At 63.3% G+C, this 20,796-nt stretch carries 15 protein-coding genes; 9 read left to right on the top strand and 6 right to left on the bottom strand.

Annotation, left to right across the window (positions count from 1 at the left end; translation table 11 throughout):
- Window positions 1–81 precede the first annotated feature (81 nt).
- The 5 genes from ACN9MU_RS03935 to ACN9MU_RS03955 all read left to right on the top strand — a co-directional run bounded on the left by ACN9MU_RS03935 (window position 82) and on the right by ACN9MU_RS03955 (window position 7,422).
- Window positions 82–2,187 (top strand): alpha-glucuronidase family glycosyl hydrolase, encoded by a 2,106-nt coding sequence (locus ACN9MU_RS03935; RefSeq protein WP_426167651.1) that lies wholly within the window; start codon window positions 82–84, stop codon window positions 2,185–2,187.
- Between the two features lie 89 nt (window positions 2,188–2,276).
- A complete protein-coding gene (locus ACN9MU_RS03940) occupies window positions 2,277–5,306 on the top strand; it encodes a TonB-dependent receptor (RefSeq protein ID WP_426167653.1) in 3,030 nt (1,009 codons plus the stop codon).
- Window positions 5,307–5,359: 53 nt separating this feature from the next.
- Window positions 5,360–6,457 carry a LacI family DNA-binding transcriptional regulator gene (locus tag ACN9MU_RS03945; RefSeq protein WP_426167655.1) on the top strand — a complete coding sequence of 366 codons (1,098 nt, stop codon included), beginning with the start codon at window positions 5,360–5,362 and terminating at the stop codon, window positions 6,455–6,457.
- A 49-nt stretch (window positions 6,458–6,506) separates the two neighbouring features.
- Complete coding sequence (locus ACN9MU_RS03950; RefSeq protein WP_426167657.1) at window positions 6,507–7,142, top strand: ArsR family transcriptional regulator; 636 nt, start codon at window positions 6,507–6,509, stop codon at window positions 7,140–7,142.
- Entirely contained in the window at window positions 7,117–7,422 is a 306-nt protein-coding gene (locus ACN9MU_RS03955; protein WP_426167659.1) for an Mpo1-like protein, read from the top strand. Before ACN9MU_RS03950 ends, ACN9MU_RS03955 begins: the two co-directional genes overlap by 26 nt.
- On the opposite strand, the gene ACN9MU_RS03960 is transcribed toward ACN9MU_RS03955, so the two are convergent.
- The gene (locus ACN9MU_RS03960; RefSeq protein ID WP_426167661.1) at window positions 7,366–8,787 is read right to left on the bottom strand and encodes an ATP-binding protein; all 1,422 of its coding nucleotides are present in this window, start codon (window positions 8,785–8,787) and stop codon (window positions 7,366–7,368) included. The genes ACN9MU_RS03955 and ACN9MU_RS03960 overlap by 57 nt on opposite strands.
- Window positions 8,788–8,934: 147 nt before the next feature.
- On the opposite strand from ACN9MU_RS03960, the gene ACN9MU_RS03965 reads away from it, so the two are divergent.
- The gene (locus ACN9MU_RS03965; protein ID WP_426167663.1) at window positions 8,935–9,378 is read left to right on the top strand and encodes an acyl-CoA thioesterase; all 444 of its coding nucleotides are present in this window, start codon (window positions 8,935–8,937) and stop codon (window positions 9,376–9,378) included.
- Window positions 9,379–9,436: 58 nt separating this feature from the next.
- Here the strand turns inward: ACN9MU_RS03965 and ACN9MU_RS03970 are convergent, their stop codons facing one another.
- Window positions 9,437–11,254, bottom strand: a complete 1,818-nt coding sequence (locus ACN9MU_RS03970; protein ID WP_426167665.1) for a DUF885 domain-containing protein — start codon at window positions 11,252–11,254, stop codon at window positions 9,437–9,439.
- A 161-nt stretch (window positions 11,255–11,415) separates the two neighbouring features.
- Here ACN9MU_RS03970 and ACN9MU_RS03975 point away from each other — a divergent pair, with 161 nt between their 5' ends.
- Window positions 11,416–11,817 (top strand): hypothetical protein, encoded by a 402-nt coding sequence (locus ACN9MU_RS03975; protein ID WP_426167667.1) that lies wholly within the window; start codon window positions 11,416–11,418, stop codon window positions 11,815–11,817.
- A gap of 63 nt (window positions 11,818–11,880) precedes the next feature.
- On the opposite strand, the gene ACN9MU_RS03980 is transcribed toward ACN9MU_RS03975, so the two are convergent.
- Window positions 11,881–14,103: a DUF1631 family protein gene (locus ACN9MU_RS03980; protein ID WP_426320624.1), complete on the bottom strand. Its 2,223-nt coding sequence runs from the start codon at window positions 14,101–14,103 to the stop codon at window positions 11,881–11,883.
- Between the two features lie 93 nt (window positions 14,104–14,196).
- Here ACN9MU_RS03980 and ACN9MU_RS03985 point away from each other — a divergent pair, with 93 nt between their 5' ends.
- Window positions 14,197–14,826: a TIGR02281 family clan AA aspartic protease gene (locus ACN9MU_RS03985; protein WP_426167671.1), complete on the top strand. Its 630-nt coding sequence runs from the start codon at window positions 14,197–14,199 to the stop codon at window positions 14,824–14,826.
- On the opposite strand, the gene ACN9MU_RS03990 is transcribed toward ACN9MU_RS03985, so the two are convergent.
- A complete protein-coding gene (locus tag ACN9MU_RS03990) occupies window positions 14,768–15,958 on the bottom strand; it encodes an HPP family protein (RefSeq protein WP_426336849.1) in 1,191 nt (396 codons plus the stop codon). The two genes, ACN9MU_RS03985 and ACN9MU_RS03990, sit on opposite strands and share 59 nt — an antisense overlap.
- A gap of 31 nt (window positions 15,959–15,989) precedes the next feature.
- Complete coding sequence (locus tag ACN9MU_RS03995; protein WP_426320630.1) at window positions 15,990–16,475, bottom strand: Lrp/AsnC family transcriptional regulator; 486 nt, start codon at window positions 16,473–16,475, stop codon at window positions 15,990–15,992.
- 100 nt (window positions 16,476–16,575) lie between these two features.
- Between ACN9MU_RS03995 and ACN9MU_RS04000 the strand changes: the two genes are divergently transcribed.
- On the top strand, window positions 16,576–18,525 hold the full coding sequence (locus ACN9MU_RS04000; RefSeq protein ID WP_426344196.1) for an aminotransferase class V-fold PLP-dependent enzyme: 1,950 nt from the start codon (window positions 16,576–16,578) through the stop codon (window positions 18,523–18,525).
- 64 nt (window positions 18,526–18,589) lie between these two features.
- Here the strand turns inward: ACN9MU_RS04000 and ACN9MU_RS04005 are convergent, their stop codons facing one another.
- Window positions 18,590–20,743: a TonB-dependent receptor plug domain-containing protein gene (locus ACN9MU_RS04005; RefSeq protein WP_426344197.1), complete on the bottom strand. Its 2,154-nt coding sequence runs from the start codon at window positions 20,741–20,743 to the stop codon at window positions 18,590–18,592.
- Window positions 20,744–20,796: the final 53 nt, after the last annotated feature.

A 20,796-nucleotide genomic window follows, 5' to 3' on the forward strand; every position in this document is an offset into this window, starting at 1 on the left:
AAGTCTCCTGTTGGCTTGAATTTTGAGATAAGCTACCACGAAATGGTTGCGCAAACATAATAAAAAACTGGGAGACGAAGGATGGCTATTTGGCAGCGTGTCGTGCTGGCGCTGGCCCTGCTGCTGCCGCTTGCGGCAGCGCAGGCGGAGCAGGAAGACGGATATGAGCTTTGGCTGCGCTATCGGACGCTTGCCGGCGTAGCGTTGCCAAAGCAGATTGCGTTGGCAACGCCTGGATCGCCGACGGTGCAGGCGGCCGTGCAGGAATTGCAGCGTGGCTTGCGCGCCATGGCTGGCAAGGAGCCATCACTTGCCGTGCTTTCGGCGGGCGCCCAGCCGGCCAGCGGCGCTATCGTGCTGGCAACCCGCACGCAACTTGCAGCAAGCGGTGGCCAGGCTGCCGTGGCCGGCGCGCTGGAAGGACTGGGCGACGAAGGATATCTGCTGCGCTCGATGTGCGAGCCGAATGGGCGCAGGTACACGCTGATCGCAGCCAACAAGGATATCGGCCTGCTGTACGGTGCCTTCGCCTGGCTGCAGGCCGCGCAACTAGGCAAACGACTCGATGCGCTGGATGAACGCAACGCGCCGAAGCTGGCGCGGCGCGTCTTGAACCACTGGGACAACCTGGATCGCACCGTGGAGCGCGGATACTCAGGTGAATCGATCTGGAACTGGTGGGAGCTGCCGGATATCCGCGACCAGCGTTACATCGACTATGCGCGCGCCAATGCTTCTCTGGGCATCAATGGCACGGTGCTGAACAACGTCAACTCCAAGCCGGAGATCCTGACTGCACCCTGGATCGCGAAAGCTGCCGCCCTTGCTGACGTTCTGCGTCCCTACGGCCTTCGCGTCTATCTCTCGGTGCGCTGGTCGACGCCCCTGGAGCTGAAGCAAACCCGCACCGCCGACCCGCTCGATCCGCAAGTCGCGCAGTGGTGGCGTGACAAAGCCGACGAGATCTACCGCGTCATTCCCGACTTCGGCGGCTTCCTCGTCAAGGCCAACTCGGAAGGCCAGCCCGGCCCGCAGGATTACCACCGCACGCACGCTGAAGGCGCCAATATGCTGGCCGCCGCACTGGCCCCGCACAAGGGCATCGTCATGTGGCGCGCCTTTGTTTACGCCTCGGAACAGCCTGACGACCGCGCCAAACAGGCCTACAGCGATTTCGCACCGCTGGACGGCAAGTTCGCGCCGAACGTGGTGGTGCAAGTGAAGAATGGCCCGCTGGATTTCCAGCCGCGCGAACCGGTGCATCCCCTGTTCGGCGCGATGCCGAAAACGCCGCTGATGATGGAGTTCCAGGTCACCAAGGAGTACCTCGGTTTCGCCACCCACCTGGCCTACCTCGGCACGCTGTACGAAGAAACACTGCGCGATGCGGCGCCTGCGGTCGCCGGCATGGCAGGCGTCGCCAATATCGGCAGCAGCCGCACCTGGAGCGGTTCGCACTTCGACCAGGCCAACTGGTACGCCTTTGGCCGCCTTGCCTGGAACCCGCAGGCCAGGGCGCGCGATATTGCGCTGGAATGGGCCGGCCGTACTTTCTCTGCGAAGGCCGCGCCGGACATCGCCGGCCTGATGATGATGTCGCGTGAAGCCGTGGTGGACTACATGACGCCCCTCGGCCTGACACACCTGATGGGTACCGGACACCACTACGGCCCCGCGCCGTGGGTGTCGGACCTGGCGCGCCCCGAATGGAACCCGGCCTATTACCACCGTGCCGACAGCAAGGGCATCGGCTTCGACCGCACGGCGACCGGCAGCAACGCCCTGGCCCAGTATGCGCCGGCGCTGGCGCAGCGCTGGTCGGACCCGCGCAACACGCCGCCTGAATACCTGTTGTGGTTCCACCACCTGCCGTGGGATTACGCGATGCCGTCCGGCCGCACGCTGTGGGCCGAGTTGTTGGCGCATTACGACAGCGGCGTCGCCGCTGTGGCGGAAATGCAGCAGCGCTGGCAGCGCCTCAAGCCGTTGATCGACGCCCGTCGCCACCAGGAAGTGGCACAGCGGCTGGCCGTGCAACGCCAGGAGGCGCAATGGTGGCGCGACGCCAGCATCGCCTACTTCCAGTCCGTATCGAAGCTGCCGCTGCCCGCTGGCGTGCAGGCGCCGCCGCATAGCCTGGAGTACTACAAATCGCTGCACTTCCCGTTCGCGCCGGGACATGGCTGATACAGAACGATACTTTTTTTGTTTGTGTTGGTAGCGGTAACAATTTATGTTACCAAATGGTAGTAATAACTATAATTTGGAGAAGACAGATGCAAGTAATATGCAGAGAGACCCTGCTGGGACTCACCGTCATGGCCGGCATGATTGCCCAGGCCTATGCACAGGAAACGGTAACGCCAGAGAGCAATGTGGTGAAGGTGACCGGCTATCGCGGCAGCCTGGAAACTTCGGCGCGAGACAAGCGTGAGGCGATCGGCTTCCAGGATTCCGTGTTCGCGGAAGACCTGGGCAAATTCCCGGATACGAACATCGCCGAATCCCTGAACCGCATTCCAGGCATCCAGGTCAGCCGCGAGATCAGCGGCGAAGGCCTGAACATCCAGATCCGCGGCCTCGGCACCAGCTTCACCAAGGTCTTGCTGAACGGCGCCCCGGTGGCGGTGGCATCGACCGGCCGCACCGACAACCAGAACACCAACCGCGAGGTTGACCTGGACATGCTGCCGACGGACCTGTTCCGCAAGCTGACCGTCAACAAGAGCCCGACCGCCGGCCTGCTGGAAGGCGGCGCCGCCGGCGTGGTCGACATGCGAAGCGCCCGCCCGTTCGACAACAAGGGCCGCTACATTGCAGCCAACGTGACCGCTACCGAAAATTCGGTCGCCAAGAAAGTCGGCAACCGCGGTTCCGTCCTGGCCAGCAACACCTGGGGCAATACCTTCGGTATCCTGGGCGGCATCGCCTGGGGTACCAACAAGGTCCGCACCGAGGGTTTTGAAACCATCGGCTGGACCAATGCCAACCTGAGCGCCGCGCAAAGCAGCTCGCCTACACGCAACAACACCGGCGGCGGCAACTGGACCATCCCATCGACCGTGCCGGCCGGCGCGGGCAACGGACTCACCACCGGCGCCACCATCGACCAGGCCTTCCTGCTGGCGAATAATCCGGGCCTGAACATCACCCAGATCGACAACGCCATCATCCCGCGCCTGGGACGCCAGATGGTCGAAAGCGGCAAGAAGGACAAGGTCTCCATCGTCGGCAGCCTGGAATACCGCCCGACCGAAAACCTGCAGTTCTACCTCGACACCCTGGGCGGGAAGAAGAAGAACACCCTGCAGCGTATCGACATGAACTGGGTCGGCCGCAACGGCGCCATGATCCCGCTGAACATGAAGGTCGACCGCGACGATTGCACCAATGGCTGCGTGGTCACCAGCGGCACCTTCGCCAATGCCCAGCACTTCCTCGAATTCCGTCCTTATACCGAAGACGTGACCTTGTGGGGCGCCAACCCGGGCATGGAATGGAAGATCAACGACAAGTGGAAGATGGATGCGCAAGCCAACATCACCCGCTCCACCTTCCTGCGCGATTCGCCGACCGTGATGCCGATCACCGCGCTGGGCACCGGTAATACCGTCGCCTTCGACAATACTTCGGGCGACGTCCCCACCATCAGCTCGAACATTGACCTGAACAACCCGGCCAACTTCCAGTGGAGCGGCGGCCGCGTGAACCTGCAGCAGGAAAAGCGCAACACCGAAACCAAGGGCGCGCGCGCCAATGTGACCTGGGGCGAAAAGTCCTTCAACGTCAAGGCCGGCTTCGCACTGGACGACATTTCGCGCCGCATTACCGCCAAGGACAATTCCGGCGCGTGGCAGGCAGCTGTTTGCGGCAACAATCCGAGCGTGTTCCTGCTTGGCCCGAACGGCGCACCGTCGTGCAACGGCGCCAGCACCCCGGGCGCCAGCGCGGCTGCGCTGTATCCAGGTTTCGGCACCGGCTACACTGCCGGCCGCACTGACACCCTGGTGTACAACGGCTCCCTGATTCCGGCGACCGCGCTGCAAAGCTACCTGCAGCCTGGCCCCGGCTTCGTCACGCTGGACTGGAACAAGTTCCGCCAGGACTCGCACTACGACCAGTTCGTGGCGACCGCGCCGGAAACCGGTTCCTCCAACACCAGCGCCTCCGCCGGCTACATCAAGGAAAAGACCAAGGGCTTCTACACCGAGGTCAATGGCGAAGCGGACCTGGCAGGCATGCAGCTGCGCTACAACGCCGGCGTGCGCCGCGTGAAGACCGACCAGACCGTGGGCGCCTTCAATTCGATTCCCGATCCGCGCAACGCAACGCTCACGCTGAACGGCAGCAAGTACCCCAACATCGACAGCTTCTACTACCTCGACACCAGCTACAGCAACACGCTGCCATCGGCCAGCGCCGCCCTCAGCCTGCGCAAGGACCTGCTGCTGCGCGCCTCCGCATCGCGCTCGATGACCCGTGCCGATCCGAACGCGCTGCGTCCGGGCATCAACTTCTCCAATCCGTCGGCCGATATCGGCAGCGTCGGCAACGCCTCGCTCAGCCCCTACCTGTCGGATAACATCGACGTCGGCCTGGAGTGGTACACCGGCCGCGAAGGCTATGTCAGCCTGACCCTGTTCCAGAAGAAGATCAACGGCTTCACCGTCAGCGAAAACGTCACTACCCCGTTCCGCGACCTGGCAGCCTACGGCGTGACCTGGGACGCGCTGACCCCGGTGCAGCAGGCAGCCATCAATGCGCGCGGCGGTCCCGACGCGGCCACCGTGGTCCTGACCCGCCAGAAGAACGCTTCAGGCGAGCTGAAGATCCAGGGCGTGGAACTGGGCTGGGTGCAACCGCTGGACAAGCTGCTGCCGGTGCGCGGCTTCGGCTTCTCCGAGACCATGACCTACACCAGGCAGAAAGCCAGCGGCGAAGGCACCAACGGCTTCGTGGCGCTGGGCGTGCCGCGCCTGACCAACAGCTTCACCGCCTACTACGAGCAGTCCGGCTACAGCATCCGCTTCTCGCACAACTGGACGGAAGGCAGCCAGGTATCGGGCGCCAACCAGAACGGCATCACCAATGCCGCGCTGTTCGTGAACGACTACAAGCAGCTGGACATGTCCTCCAGCGTGGACCTGGCCAAGGTCTTCGACCGCGACAACTGGCCAACGCTGACCTTCGACATCACCAACCTCAGTGATTCGGCGCAGCGTACCTACTTCCAGTACGAGAGCGCAGCCTTTACCAGGTACAAGCCAGGGCGGACTTTCAGCCTGGGGCTGCGTGCAAAGTTCTGATCGCCTGTGGTAGAGTCCCTTTGTTGTCCAACCACAAAGGGTCTTTTAAGCAGATGTCGAGCAAGAAGGTAAAGCCGAAGCCAGGAGCCACGGCGCCGCGCAGCGGGGCGCCGACCATGTCCGACGTGGCCAAGCTGGCCGGCGTCTCGCCGATGACGGTGTCGCGCGTGATGAACGGCGACCCGAACGTACGCAGCACCACGCGCAAGAAGGTGGACGAAGCAGTAGCGGCACTGAATTACGTACCCAACCAGGCGGCGCGCCGCCTGGCCGGGGTACGGCCTGTACGCATCGGCTTCCTCTATTCGAACCCCTCGGCTGGCTACCTGACCGAATTCCTGGTCGGCTTGCTGAACCAGGCGTCGCTGAATAACGTGCAACTGGTGGTGGAGAAGTGCGAAGGGGAGCAGTGGAAAGACAAGACCCAGCGCCTGCTGGATAACGGCGTCGACGGCATCATCCTGCCGCCGCCGCTGTGCGATGTGCCAGGCTTGATCGACCTGGTGGCAAAGGCCCATGTGCCGGCAGTAACGGTTGCCTGCGGCCAGCCCGACAAGCGCGTCAGCGCCGTCAGCATCGACGACTACCAGGCCGCCTACACCATGACCAACCACCTGATTGCGCTGGGCCACCAGCGCATCGGCTTCGTCATCGGCCATCCGAACCAGACCGCCAGCGCACGCCGCCTGGCAGGCTTCAAGGCTGCCATGTCCGACAAGGGACTGGCGATGCCGAAAGAATTGACGGTGCAAGGGATGTTCACCTACCGTTCCGGCCTCGACGCGGCCGAGCAGCTGCTGGCACTTGAGCATCGCCCGACGGCAGTTTTCGCCAGCAACGACGACATGGCCGCCGCCACGGTGGCGATTGCCCACCGCATGGGACTGGACGTGCCGGGCGACCTGACGGTAGCCGGCTTCGACGACACCGCGCTCGCCACCACCATCTGGCCCGAGCTGACCACCGTGCGCCAGCCGATTGCCGACATGGCGGAAACCGCCGTCAAATTCCTGGTGCACCAGATCCGCGCCCAGCGCGAAGGCGACCCGCAGCAGCCGGAACACCTGGTCATGGATTCGACCCTGGTGCGCCGCCAGTCCGATGCCGCGCCGCGCATGCGCCCGCCGGCCAGGAGCGTCGCCAAAGCCTGATGAAAAATGGGGTACGTCCCCATTATTTGGTCATGCTAATATTTGGCTCATGATCGCTTCGGCCCTGTTTACCCCGGCCCAGCAAAAGCTGCTGGGCTTATTGTTCGTGCGCGTGAATGAGGGATTCCACCTCAATGAAATCATGCGCCTGACAGGGCTGGGCAGCGCTTCCGCACAGCGCGAGCTCAAGCGCCTGCACGAATCGGGGCTGATCGTTTCCGAACGCATTGGCAATGTGCGCCGGTTTCGCCCCAACAAGGAAAATCTGGTCTATCCGGAGCTGGCCAGCCTGGTCAAGAAGACTTTCGGCCTGGTCAGCGTGCTGAACTCGGCGCTGGCGCCAATGCGCAAGCAGCTCAGCGTGGCTTTCGTCTACGGCACCACCGTCAAGCAAGCGGAAGATTCCAGCGCGCCGGTCGAGCTGCTGCTGATCGGCGAAAACACCACGTATGGCGAGCTGCTGAGCCGCTTGCCGGTGGCCGAGCGCCTGCTGCGCCGCAAGATCAATCCCAACCTGTATTCCGTCGACGACTTCCAGCGCCGCTTGCGCGAGCAGCAGCCATTCATTCTCAAGATGCTGGGAGAGCGCAAGGTGTTTGTGCTGGGCGACGATACCGACCTCGATCACATCATCAAGGAAGTCCACCCGGAGGATGAGCATGGAGACGCGTTACCGGACATTTAAGGAGTTCTACCCTTTCTACCTGAAGGAGCACTCCAACAGCACCTGCCGCCGCCTGCATTTCGCCGGCTCCACCATTGTCCTGCTGCTGGTGGCGATGGCCATCGTCAGCGGCGAGCTGGCGCTGCTATGGCTGCTGCCCGTGGTGGGCTACGGTTTCGCCTGGGTCGGCCACTTCTTCTTTGAACACAACCGGCCGGCCACGTTCAGGTATCCGTTGTTCAGCCTAATGGGCGACTGGGTAATGTTCCGCGATATGCTTACGGGCCGGGTTGCATGGTGAGGGCGCCGTGCGCGGCAGGCTGATGGCCACGCGGGTATAGCGCCCCGCCTCCGATTCGCAGCCAATCTCGCCGCCGAAGGCCGACACCACGCGCTTGCAGAAGGCCAGGCCCATGCCGGTGCCGCCGCCATTGCGGTGTGTGGTATAGAACGGCTCAAAGACGTGCGGCAGCACGTCGGGCGCAATGCCATGGCCGTTGTCGCTTACCACCAGCCAGTTATGGTTGCCGCGGGAATAGCACTCGACATCCACTGCACCGCTGCCACCGGCCTTCACCGCCTGCAGCGCGTTCTTCAGCAAGTTATACAGCACGAACATCAGCAGTACGTCCGAACCGTGAAAGCTGTACTCGTTGCGGATGGTGACGCGCACCTGCGCGCGTTCGCTTCCGGAGAAAGGATAGCAAGCCATCGCTTCATCCACGCAGACGCTGATGGAATGCACGGCGAAGCTCTCGCTGCGCATGATGCCATCGCGCGCAGAGGCCAGCAACATGTCCACGATGAAGTTCGAGCGCGACACTTCGGCGTCGATGCTGCGCGCAATCTCGCCCAGGTGTTCCAGCTGGCGCGTGCCGAGTGCGCCCTGGTGTTCCGGCCGGTAGCCAGCGATCAGCTCGGGCAGGTTGCGCGCCAGGATGCGGGTCTGGCTGCGAATGCTGGCCAGCGGGGTGCGCATTTCATGGGCGATGGTGGCGGCAGCGGCCATCGGGTCGGCCAGCAGGTTATGGCGCACCATGGCTTGGGCGATCAGGCCCAGGGAGGCCATGATGAACAGCACGCCCGGCGGATACATTTCGACCCCGTAGTTGCATAGGTAATCGCTGGCCGCGCCGAAGTAGATGAGAATGCTGACCAGCACATAGCGCAGGCGCGTGCGCTCGGTTGATACCGCGCGCTGCTGGCGGTGGTACAGCAGCCACAAGGCGCGCCCGATCACAATCACGGTCTGCGCCAGGTGCAGCGGGTGCAGCCAGCCGGCCTTGGGATAGGCGCCGTAGAAATAATGCTGCAGCCCGGACAGCATCCAGTCCGTGGTTGGCAGCAGCAGGCCCAGGCCACCGGCAAACAGGTAGCTGAGGTAGAGGCCGGGACGCTCGTCCTTGCTGCCGGTCAGTTCGATGATGAAGTGGTACAACGTGGTCGGCAGGAACAGGATGGGCAGGTAGCCCAGGCGCGCCAACACCATGGCGGTGGTGTCGTTATGCGTCAGGAACAGCAGCGCCCAGCTCGCCTGCCAGAAGAAGGTGGTGGCGCATACGGAAAAAAAGGTCATGCCGACCCGGTTTGGGCCGCGCGAGCGCAATACGTACAGCCCATAGCAGATAAATAGGGCTGAGACCAATGCCGGAATTAGCGCATACATTGAGTTTCCTCAGCTTAAAAAGGGATTGTTAACAGCTTATTGTCAAGAAATTAGACAAGTATTGAGGAATATCAATAGTTCGGCGCGCCAATCGGAAAAAGTAAGGGCTGGCATTAAGCCGTTTTACTTTTATGGAGAAATAGTCCTATGTACGTCCACGTCCCAGCCCCCGACGCTCCTGCCGCAGCCGAAATGACCTTCCACCACAAGCTTTCGATTTTCCTCAAGGATTCCAATGCCTACGGCAATACCTACTTTGCGCGGTATTTCGAATGGCAAGGCATTTGCCGGGAGAAGTGGTTTTATGAATGTATTTCCCGCGACATGCTGCAGGCGGAGGGGGTATTTATTACCAAGCATGCCCAGAATGATTACCTGCAAGAGACCTTCCCATTCCAGGAAGTGTCGTGCGAGGTAAATACCTACGACGTCAGGAAATGCTCGTTCTGGCTTGAATTCCGCTTTTATGCCGATGGAAGCCCGGTATCGGTGGGCCGGCAGCAGATCGTGTTTGCCAACCACGCGAAACAGATTTCGCCGCTGCCCGAGCTGGTGCTCAAGCGCATCAAGCGCTACGCCCTCAAGAAATAACTGCCCAGCCCGTGTCCCACCATGGGGTCACACCCGAAACGGGACACGGGCCCATCTGTTAGCGCGATGCGGCGATCCAGGCGTCGACTTTGGACTCCAGCAGGGCCAGCGGCACGGTGCCGTCGCCCAGCACGATGGCGTGGAACTTGGCCAGCGTGAATTTGCTGCCCAGGGCCTTCTCGGCCTTGGCGCGCAGCTCCTGGATCTTCAGGGCGCCGGTCTTGTACGCCAGTGCCTGCGCCGGCCATACCATGTAGCGTTCGGTCTGGTTGCGCGCGACACTTTCGTCGCCCAGGGTTTCGGTCATGTATCGGATCGACTGCTCGCGGGTCCAGCCTTTGGCATGCATGCCGGTGTCGACCACCAGGCGCACTGCGCGCAGCATTTCGTCGTTCAGGTGGCCGAAGTATTGGGCAGGATCTTCGTACAGGCCCATTTCCTTGCCCAGGGTTTCCGCGTACAGCGCCCAGCCTTCGGTGAAGGCGGTATTGCCGCCGAATTTGCGGAACTTCGGCATGTCCAGTTCCTGCATCAGGGCGATGTGGAAGTGGTGGCCAGGTTTGCCTTCGTGCAGGAACAAGGTGTTCATGCCGGTGCTGCCGTATTTGGTCGGGTCGGTGACCACGGACCAGAACACGCCTGGACGCGAGCCATCCAGCGCTGGCGCGGTGTAGTGGTCGGATGCGGTATCGCGGCTCAGTTCAGGCTCCAGGCGCAGGTCCAGCTTGGCCTTGGGGATCAGGGTGAACATGGCGGGCAGCTTGGTGTCCAGCAGGTCGTTCAGCTTGTGGTACACGGCTTGCACTTCGTCTTCCGTTTTGAACGGGAAGAACTTCGGCTGCTGCGACACCCAGGTCGGCAGGCCGGCGGCCGGGCCGTTGTAGCCGAGTTTCGGGCCCAGCTTGGCGTATTCGGCCTGGATGCGCGCTACTTCGCGCAGGCCGGTCTGGTGGATTTCTTCGGCGCTCTTGCTGGTGGTGGTGGCATCGGCGATGCGTACCTTGTACCAGGCGTCGCCGTTCGGCAGGGCATTCCAGCCGGTGCTGGTGCGGCAGGCCGGGATATATTCTTGCTCCACGAAGGCGGACAGCTTGGCCAAGGCTGGATTCAGCTTGTCGGCCACGGTGGCGCGGAAAGCGGCGGCCAGGCGCTGCTTGTCGGCGTCGCTGAAGCTGGCCGGGAATTTGGTGACCGGCGTGAAGTAGATGTTCTTTTCAGGCGTTTCGCTGACCAGTTTTTGGAACTGCGGCAGCGCGGCAATCATGATGGCTTTCGGCTGGGTGATGCCCTTGGCCATGCCTTCCTTCATGTTGGCGATGGCCTGGTCGATCCAGGCTGGAAGCTGGTTCAGGCGGCTCAGGTAAGCTTCGTATTCCTTGACCGTGGTCAGTGGCTGCGATGCGTCGCCGCTCGAGAAGTTGGCCAGCGTGACCGGCATGCTGTCCATATGGCTGATCGGCAGCAGGTGTTCAGGGAAAGGCTCGTACGCCAGGTAAGTCTTCAGCTCGAAGGCCATCACGTCGTAGCTGATGCGGTCGCCGCGATTGAGCTGCGCGCGCGGGATGGCCTGCAGGCGCTTGGTGAAAGTGCGGTACAGGTCGAACTGCTTGCTGCGCGAGGCGGGCCAGATGGCGGTGCCCAGCTGGTCGTCGAAGCGGTTGTCGCCATTCTGCGTCGCGCCTACCGGATCGAACTTGGCGATGGCATCGTAATACTCGTCGGCCAATGCCCAGAACTGCTTCTTTGCCGCCTCATTGCTCTTGGCCGGAGCTTTTTCCAGCGCCGCAGGTTTGGCCGCGGCAGCATTGGCGTGGACCGGGGCATACGCCAGCAAAACGGCGGCCGCCAACGCGCCGAGGGTAATACGATGTTTCATTTTTCTTGATCCGGGTAAATGAAGGAGCGATAAGCATAGCCGAGCAAGCCCGCTGCTACAATGTTGCAAGATCGCTAAACTGGAACGAGGGAGCCGCATGTCGTATCCGCACATCGTTCCCCTCCAGAGCGCACCTGATGATCAACCGCGGCACGGGCCCTATGAAAAAAATCCTGGCAATGATGATTCCAGTGGCGGCGATGGCTGGATGCGCAACGGCGCCAACCGCGCAGCGTGGCTGCGTAGCGGAAAAGTTCGACAGCTTCCTGCCGCGCTACATGAGCGATCGCCAGTTCGCCGCCGAGCGCACGGTGTTCCCGCTTGAATCGCTGGCGACGGCGGAAGAAAAGAAAACGCTGGTAGCGCGTGAGCAGTTTGCGGCATCGGCCCTGCTGGCAGACATGATCAGGACCGATCACCTGTCGACCAGGCAGCTCGCAACGCCGGGCGGCATGGAGTTGAACGTGTTCCGGCCCGACTCGGATTCGCTGGTTTATTTCTACCGCTTCCGCCAGCAGGATGGCTGCTGGTACCTGTGGCAATTCGAGGACTCGTCGCTGTGAAAACAGGCGGCATCCGCCGGCAGCCAGGCCGGCCGGGAGCCGCGGCGGGCCGAGTCCCGGGCCTTAAGTAGCGTCCAGCGACTCCGCGCCGGTCATCAGCGATTCCACTGCCCGCTCGAACAGCGGCGAGTATTCCACCGGCCGCAGGCTGCCGTCGCGCATGGCTGCCAGCAGGGCTGCGCGCGAGTACACCAGTGGCGTGGTGTGGTCCGGCGCCGTGAACAGGAAGCCTGCATTGCGCGCCGCCACGGCACCCAGGCGCAGCGGCACGTAACTGCCGCCAGACAGCAGTTCGAAGCCGTTGCCGGCTTGCGCCCATTGCAGCCATTCGTCCTCGTAGCTCGATACCGGGGCCAGTGCCGGGTCGGGCTGCACGGTGGCCAGGACGCCATGCAGCGCAAACTCGGCGCTGAACTGCGGCTGTGCCGGCAAGGCATCGGCATGCGTGGTGGCGGCCAGCGCCGGCTGTCCCGCGTCAATGGCGGCGAAGCGTTCGCGCAAGCCTGCCACGTTCATGCGCGGCGTGGTCGGCATTGGCATATTGTTGGACAGCACATCCATGTGCAGCGACACCAGCTGGTCCAGTGCCGCCTGCGCATCGGCTTCGCTCATGCCGATCGTTGCCAGGCCGGCCCTCAACTCGCGGCCCAGCGACGGCAGCATTTTCATCAGCACCGAGCGTTCCTCCGGCAGGATTTTTTCCTGCGCGCTCCACACCAGTTCCGGCAGCAGCTTGCCGTAATCGGGCTGCTTGCCATAAGTGTGTACCATCACCTGCGCCCAGGTGCCGGTGATGAAATCCATCATGCGGCGGTCGACATTGACCGATTCGAGATGGCCGCGCAAGTTGTCCGCCAGGGCCGCCACGAAAGGCGCCACTTTCACCGCCCGTTCGAAGGCCGGCATCGAGCGGCGCACCACCGGGTCGCATTCGCGCAGCAGGGCGGCCAGGAAGCTATCCAGTTCCAGGGCCGCATCGGCGAACACGGAAGCGTCGTGCTCGTATTGCTGCAAGACCTGGTTGACCAGCCGTTCCACTTCGCCCTGCAGCGGCACGACCAGCGTCGAATCGGCACCGATGCCCACCGCGGCGCTGCCGATGCGGTCCAGCAGATGGCGCGCCGGCAGGTGGGCGCCTTGCAGCACCGCCAGGTCTTTCAGTGCCGCGCGCAGGAAGGGCGCGTGCAGGCGGCTCAGTTGTTCGCGGATGCCTTTGGGAAGCTGCTCGTCATTCAGGATGAACTCGAACAGCAGGCCGACCAGTTCCACCACGATGCGTTCCGAACTGTGCGGCAGGTTTGCCATGCGGTCGAGCAGGGCCAGCGGCGGTTGCGGGCCGCTGCCGGCATGTTCGCGCTGGAGCTGGCGCAAGGCGGTATCAAGCTGCACGCGCAGCGTGTTCTGCGCCTGCGGCGCACTGCGCCGGATGCCCGAGGGATTGAACATGCTGAAGACCAGCTCCTGCAGTTCCGGCTTGGATGGCACATCGGCTTGCCCGTGCAGGATGCTGGGCGGCGAGTCTTGCTGGATTTCCTTCCGTACCGCCCCCAGGCGCGCCACGCGCTGGCGCATGGCGACGTCGGCGTCGGCCTGCCCGGTTGCGGCGCGTTGCCATGCCAGGCGGTCCTGCTCCAGCCGGCTCAGGGCCGAGGGACGTGCCACCAGGCGCGAACGGATGCCGCGCGATTCGAATACTTCGCGCAGGCGGTTGTAGAACTCACCCAGCTCCGCCGTCATGGCGTGCGACAAGGTATCGAACAGCAGTTTGCTTTGCGCCTCGTCTGCCACCATGGCGCTCAGGGCGTCGTACAGGGAGCGCGCCAGCAGGTAAGGGCGGAACGGGTTTTCACGCTCGCGCACTTCGCTGTCGCCGTGCATCTGGGCGATGATCAGGTTCAGGTGGCCCAGGCTCAGTTCGTCCGCGTCGCGCAGCTTCAGCAGCAGGCGCTCGACTTCGATCTGACGCGTTACCACTTCGTCATCGATCAGGGTCAGGGTATCGGCGCGGAAGTCGTGCAGCCCGGTGCGCAGGTCGGTGTGCATGGTCTGCATGGCGCGCGCCAGCAAGCCTGCGTAAGAGCGCTCCATGCGCGCACGCATGGCAGCACCCTGCTCACGCAGGAAGAGGCGGCACGCCCCGGCAAGACGCTGGTCCGCCGGCGGCGCCGTACGCAGGGCTTCGCCCAATACTGCGTCCGCCTGCTCGGTCATCCGTTTGCACATTGTCGCAAAGCCTGTTTGCGCTTCTTCTAGGGCGAGTGCAAGCACCCTTTTCAACGTTTGCATATGCCTAGATTCTATCGAAATGTTGCGCCCAACAGTCAACAATTTAACGGTCGAAAATGTGTCAAAATGCAATTTTGACCGGAGTTTCCTGCAATGCGTATCGCGCTAGTTGCTGCCTTGATGTTAACCGCAGTGTCGGCCCAGGCCGATGTAAGCCTGGTGGGCACCATGAAAGAGAGGGCCCTGTTATCGGTCAACGGGGGCGCACCACGCACTTTCCCGGTCGGTGCCACGCTGCCTGATGGTAGCAGACTGGTTGGCGTCACGTCGGGCGAGGCAACCATTGAAGATGGCGGAAAACGCTATGTCATCCGCCTGGGCGAGTTCGCCGCGTCCAAATCCGATGGTGGCGGCAATTCGATGGTGCTGTCGCCCGATATGAATGGCCATTACGCGGTGGCTGGCGAAATCAATGGCTTCCCGGTGAAAATGATGCTCGATACCGGCGCCACGCTGGTGTCGATTCCGGCCGCGCTGGCGGGCAAGATGGGCATCGACTACAAGAACAAGGGCCGCCGGGCCTTTACTCAGACGGCAGCCGGCACGGCGCCGGTGTGGATTGTGAAACTGGACAAGGTGAAGGTGGGCGAGTTCGAATTCGCCAACGTGGAAGGCTCCATCAACGAAGCCGGCCTGGGCGTCATCCTGCTCGGAAATTCGGTGCTCAAGCGGCTTGACATGAAGACGGAGTCTGGCCTTCTGACGCTGACAAAGCGTTTCTAGCATACAGCGCCGCCACCACGTCCGATTGCGTCACGATGCCGGCAAAGCGGTCTTCGTGATCAAGTACGGGAATGTGGTGGAAGCCGGAATCGGCCATCAGCGGCACCAGTTCCGTGATGGGCGTGTCGATGCTGGCCGTGCGCGGGTGCTTCACCATGATCTGGCCGACCACCTCCGGCTTCTCCGAATGCGTGGTGCCTGACGGACGGAGGAAATCCAGCAACTGGCGGCGCATGCCGTGGTAGTCGTCCAGTCCGCCGTGTGCCATGAAGTCGCTGGTGGTGACGATGCCGATCACGCGCCGCACGCGGTTCAGGACCGGCACGGCTGCAATACGGTGCCGGCGCATTTCGCGCCAGGCATCGGCCAGCGGGGTGGCGAATTCCGCCGTCACCACGTCCTTCGACATGATGTCGCCGCAGGTGATGATGCCGAAGCGGCGCTGGTAGGCGCGCATCTCGGTCTTCAGGAACAGTTCTTCCAGGTCGTCGCGGCTGATATCCAGTTCCTGGTTGTACTGGCGCAGCACCGCGTCCAGGTCTTCCGGCTGGAAGCCGAAGCGCACCGTCGGCACCTCGTCTTTGGTTGCGTGCGGGTTCGGGTGTGCCAGCTGCTGGCTGTGGGGATAGCGGCGCCCGGTCAGATTGTTGTAGACGATTGCCGCCAGCACGACCAGCACGCAGTCCACCAGCACCGGTCCCAAAGGCAGGCGATAGCCCATGGCATGCACGGCCGGCCCGCCGATCACCATCATCAGCGCCGTGGCGCCGCCGGGCGGGTGCAGGCAGCGCAGCGCGTACATGGCGGCAATCGCCAGCGGCGTCGCCAGTGCCGCCGCCAACGGGCCGGGGCCGAAGAACTGCACGCAGGCCACGCCCATCAAGCCGGACACCACATTGCCGCCAATGACGGCCCATGGCTGCGCCATCGGGCTGGCGGGAAGGCAGAACAGCAGCACGGAAGAAGCGCCAACCGGGGCCACCAGCCACATCGCGTTATCGCCCAGCAGGTAGTGGGCGGCGAAGCTGGTTATCAAAAGGCCAAGCAGGGCGCCGACACTGGCGCGCAGGCGCTGGCGCTGGCTGGTATTGCTGCGGGCGGGAAGCAGGGAAAGAAGCACGGAATTCAGCATCCGGCCATTATCCCACGGTTGGCCGTGACTCTCAGCCACCGGCCCCGTGCGACACAAGGTCAAGCGGCAGGCTGGTGGTGAACTTGATCTGCTCCATCGAGAACGCGGACGAAACGCCGGTCAGTTGCGCGGCCTTGATCAGTTTCTTGTAGAAACGGTCATATCCATCGATATCGGTGGTCACGACTTTCAGCAGGTAATCGATGTCGCCGCTCATGCGATGGAATTCCTGCACTTCCGGCAGCGCCACCACGGCGGCGGCAAACTTTGCCAGCCACTTCTCGTCGTGCTGGCTGGTGCGCACGCTGACAAAGACGGTCACCGGCAAGCCCGCCTTGCGGCGATTGATGATCGCCACGCGGCGGTCGATATAGCCTTCCTCCTCCAGGCGTTTCAGGCGCTTCCAGCATGGCGTGGTCGAAAGGCCAACCTTTTCCGCCAGCTCGGCCACGGACAGCGTGCCATCGACCTGCAGCGCCCCCAGGATCGCGTAATCGAAGCGGTCAAGATCATTCATTTTTATTTATATGGTTATTTGGAATGCTTATTCTACATTAAGGCTTGTTTGAGGTAATTTTGGAATGCCTGATTCACGACTGGTTCGTAAACTATTGAGTATGAGCAAAGAAATCTACCTCGACGGGAATGCCACCACCTGCGTGCTGCCGGCCGCCATTGATGCGGCGGTGCAAGCCATGCGCGACTGCTTCGGGAATCCCAGCAGCACCCACGCAACCGGCCTCAAGGCCAAGGCCATGATGGACGCCGTGCGCCAGCGCGCCAAACGCCTGCTGGGCGTGGGCAACGGCCACATCATGTTCAACAGCGGCGCCACGGAAGGCATCCAGACCGCGGTGCTGTCAGCGCTGTGCGCCTTGCGTGAACGCCGTGAGCGCGGAGAAGCGATCGGCGGCCTGCTGGTGTATGGCGCCACCGAACACAAGGCCGTGCCGGAAGCGCTGGCGCACTGGAATCGCTTGCTGGGCCTGGGTCTCGAACTGAAAAAGCTGCCGGTGGACGGCGACGGCCGCCACGACCTGGCCGTGCTGCGTGCCTTGGCGCCGCAAGCGGCCTTCGTCTGCACCATGGCCGCCAATAACGAAACCGGCGTGGTGTCCGACCTGGTTGGCATTGGCGCCACGCTGGCAGCCAGCAAGGCGCTGTGGATGGTCGACTGCGTGCAAGGCCTGGGCAAGCTGCCGCTGGACCTGGGCAACACGCGCATCGACTACGCCCCGTTCTCCGGCCACAAGCTGTACGCGCCGAAAGGCATCGGCATGCTGTATGTGCGCGAAGGCGCGCCATACACGCCGCTGGTCATGGGCGGCGGCCAGGAAGCCGGGCTGCGCTCCGGCACCGAAAACATGGCGGGCATTGCGGCGCTGGGCGCCGTGCTGGCTGCGCTGGAAGAAGGCGGCACCTTCCGTTCGCCGTCGGAGCTGCACGGCTTCCGCGATAAACTGGCCGCCAGCCTGCGCGCAGCTTTCCCCGGCATCGTGTTCAACGCACCGCTCGACAAGGCGCTGCCGACTACCCTGAATTTCTCCGTGCCCGGTTTGTCGAGCAAGGAGCTGCTCGATGTATTCGACGCCGCCAATGTGCGCGTCAGCGCCGGCAGCGCCTGCTCCGCCGCCAAGGCTGCACCAAGTTATGTGCTCGATGCAATGGGCCTGCCGGCCTGGCGCAGCAGCAGCGCGGTGCGCATGTCCTTCGGTCCGCTCGCCAGCGAAGAGATCATCAACGAAGCCTGCGCCCGCATCGAACGCTGCGGCATGGCGCTGCGCGACGCAGGCCTGATGGATACGCCGGTGTCCGGCGCCGTCGTGCCGGAAGGCGTGCTGCAACTGAGCCTGGCGGGCAATCACACCTGGCTGCTGCTGGACGAGCCGTCGCGCCAATGCATCGTGATCGACCACCAGGCCGAACTGGGCGAACGTATTGACAGCCTGCTGCACAGCCACGGCTACAAGCTCGCGGCGCGTCTCAGCACGCGCGACGGCGGCGAAACCGACAGCTTCGCTTTCGGCGCACACGCGGTGCGCCGAGTGGCGCTGGATTCAACGCGCTCGGCTTACCTGCTGTGCAGCGGCGACAAAGTCGACTACGCCTTCACCGGCCTGGCGGCGTTGTCCGAACTTGCCGGCAAGGTGCCCGCCGATGCGTTGGTATGCGCCGGCCGCGAAGAAGTGAACGCCTGCTGCACCAGCTTGCGCGCCGAGGCTCAGGCCAGCAAGGCGAGCACGGAACTGAACCTGGACAGCATCGCCCTGGCGCGCCTGCTGGAAGCGCAACCCCAAGCCGTGCTGGTGGACGTGCGCGAAACCTACGAACAAGCCGCCTGCATTCCCGGCGGGCGCGCAGCGGAAAGCGTGCCGCTGAGCCGTCTGGCGGCCTTCGTGCCGGGCTGGCTGGCGGCCGTCGACCAGCCGCCGTTGGTGTTCTTCTGTCGCAGCGGGAACCGCAGCGCCAAGGCAGCGCAATGCCTGCGCCGCCTTGGCTACCGGAATGCCTACAGCCTGGCCGGCGGCGTCGCGCTCGCCGCGCCCGAGTTGGCGCTGGCTGCATGATTTTGTGAGCTTGTATCCTGTTTGCGGCGGCCTGCGGGCCGCCGTTTTTTTTGTGCCAACCGGCTCAGAGCTTCATTTCCAGCATTGCACGGAACAGGACGCTGGTCGGGGTGATGGTGGTGTCGCGGCGTCGCCCGGTGGCCTCGACATAGGAAGACTGCGCCAGGTTGTCCTGACGCAGCATGTTCGATGCCGACAGGCGCAGCTGCGTCTTCGGCGTGAACTTCCACAAGCCATACAAGTCCAGCGCGCGCTTCGGCACCGAATAGGCGTACTGCCTGTCGGAGATGCGCACTTCGCCGCCGCCCTGGTAGCTGTAGGAGCCGCCCAGGGTCAGCGGCAGCTTGTCCAGCTTCCAGTCCGCGCCGACGGTGCCGCTGACCGGCACCTGCTGGTCGAGGCGGTTGTTCGGGCCCGGTACGGTGTCGAGCTTCGACCAGCTGCGCGTCAGGTTGGCGCGCATCTCGACGCCCGGTGCTTCCTTCATGATCGAGCGCAAAGGCAGCTTGGCTTCCAGCTCGATGCCGTAAGTGTTTGCGGTGCCGGCATTGACCGGGCGCGACACCCACACGCCATCGATCAAATCCACCCGGCGGCGCGTGATGTCTTCGATGCGGCGCGCGTAAGTGCTGGCCGACAGCAGGCCGCCGCCTTCACCCAGGTAGTGCTCGAACGCCAGGTCCAGGCCCCAGGCCAGTTCCGGCTTCAGGTTCGGGTTGCCCATCATGTCCGGCGAAGTCGAGCTGTTGTTGTTGGAGGTGAAGCGGCGCGGAATCAGGTCGCCCACCCCCGGCGCCTTGTAGGTGCGGGTCAAGCCGAAACGCACCTGGTCCTTCTTCTTGTCGCCCAGCTTGTACAGGGTCTGGAACAGCGGGCTCAATACGCTGGAGTTGTTGTCGATGCTGCCGTAGTCGGTGCCGGTGCTCTTGATGTTCACCCCTTCCCAGCGCAGGCCAAAGTAGGCGGACCAGCGTTCGGTCACGTTCCATTCGTCCTGTGCGTAGGCCGCCAGGCGGGTCACGTCGGCGGAAAAGACTTCGTCAAGGTTCTGCGGCGCGATGCCGGCCGGCGCGCGCAGGTATTCTTCGCGCTGGATGCGGTCCTCATCGCGCTTGCTGTAGCCGATATCCCAGCCGGTAGCCAGGGCGTGGCCCGGCACGATCGGGCTGGAGTACTTGCCGGTCGTGGTGAAACCCTTGTCGGTCGACTCGGAAGTGACGCTGCGCTTGCGCTCAAATTGCGTGCCGGTCTGCAGGTTCGGCGCGCCCACGTTGCGGTGGTTGTAGTTGAGGCCTGCCTTCATATCCAGCTTGGCGCCGTCGGCCAGCGGGCGCGCCCAGCTCAGATCCGTGCGGAACAATTCCATGTCGGCCTTGATGTCCTGGTCCAGGCTGCTGAACATCGGCTCCTGGCCGTACACGGTGCTGATGCGTTCCGTGTTGTGGGCGCGGAAGCGGTTGACCGCAATGAAGCTCTGCGAAGTGATCACGTCGCCCGGCTTGATCGCGTAGTTGATGCGCGGCGCCAGGTTGAAGTTGCGGAAGTAGCCTTCGCTGGTGGCTTCGCCCCGGCGCAGCAATGGTGCGCTGCCGCCAGCTTCGGTGACGGTATGGCTGGGGCGATCGAAATCGCCGTGTAGGAAGCCGCCGCCGATCGAATACGACCACGGCCCCTTGCGGTCGGACATCTGCAGGTTGACGCTGGCGCCGGGCTGGCCGTTATCCGATTGCAGGCCGGCCTTGATCTCGGTCTGCGCGGTGGAGATGGCTTTCTTCAGCACGATGTTGATGCCGCCGGCAATGGCCTGGGTGCTGAACTCGGCGGTGGCGGCGCGCATCACTTCGATGCGCTCGATCATGTCCGGTGTCAGCGAATCGAGCGAGAAGCCCGGTGGCGCAGGCTCGCCGTTCAGCATGATGGAGGTGTAGCCGCTGCCCAGGCCGCGCATGCGGATATTGCCGCCGCGGCCTTGCACGCCGTCCAGCGTGATGCCTGGCAGGCGCTTGAGCACTTCGCCGATGCTGGTGTCGCCATTCTTCAGGATCTCCTCCTGCGTCACGACGATCTTGGTCGCGGTGTCATTGCGGCGGATATCCATCGCCGCGCTGCCCTTGATTTCAACCTTGGGCGTGGCGTTTTCGACGGGAGTTTGTTCCTGGGCGTAAACGCCGTGCAGGGCCTGGACGATCAGCAGCAGGGGGAGGGCGATTTTCTTCATGCAAATGGCGGTGGCTTTTGGGAAACTCAACAGGATACACTGCCGCGTGCCGA

It is taken from the genome of Pseudoduganella sp. R-32 (assembly GCF_049913245.1).
Classification (GTDB): Bacteria; Pseudomonadota; Gammaproteobacteria; order Burkholderiales; family Burkholderiaceae_D; genus Rugamonas.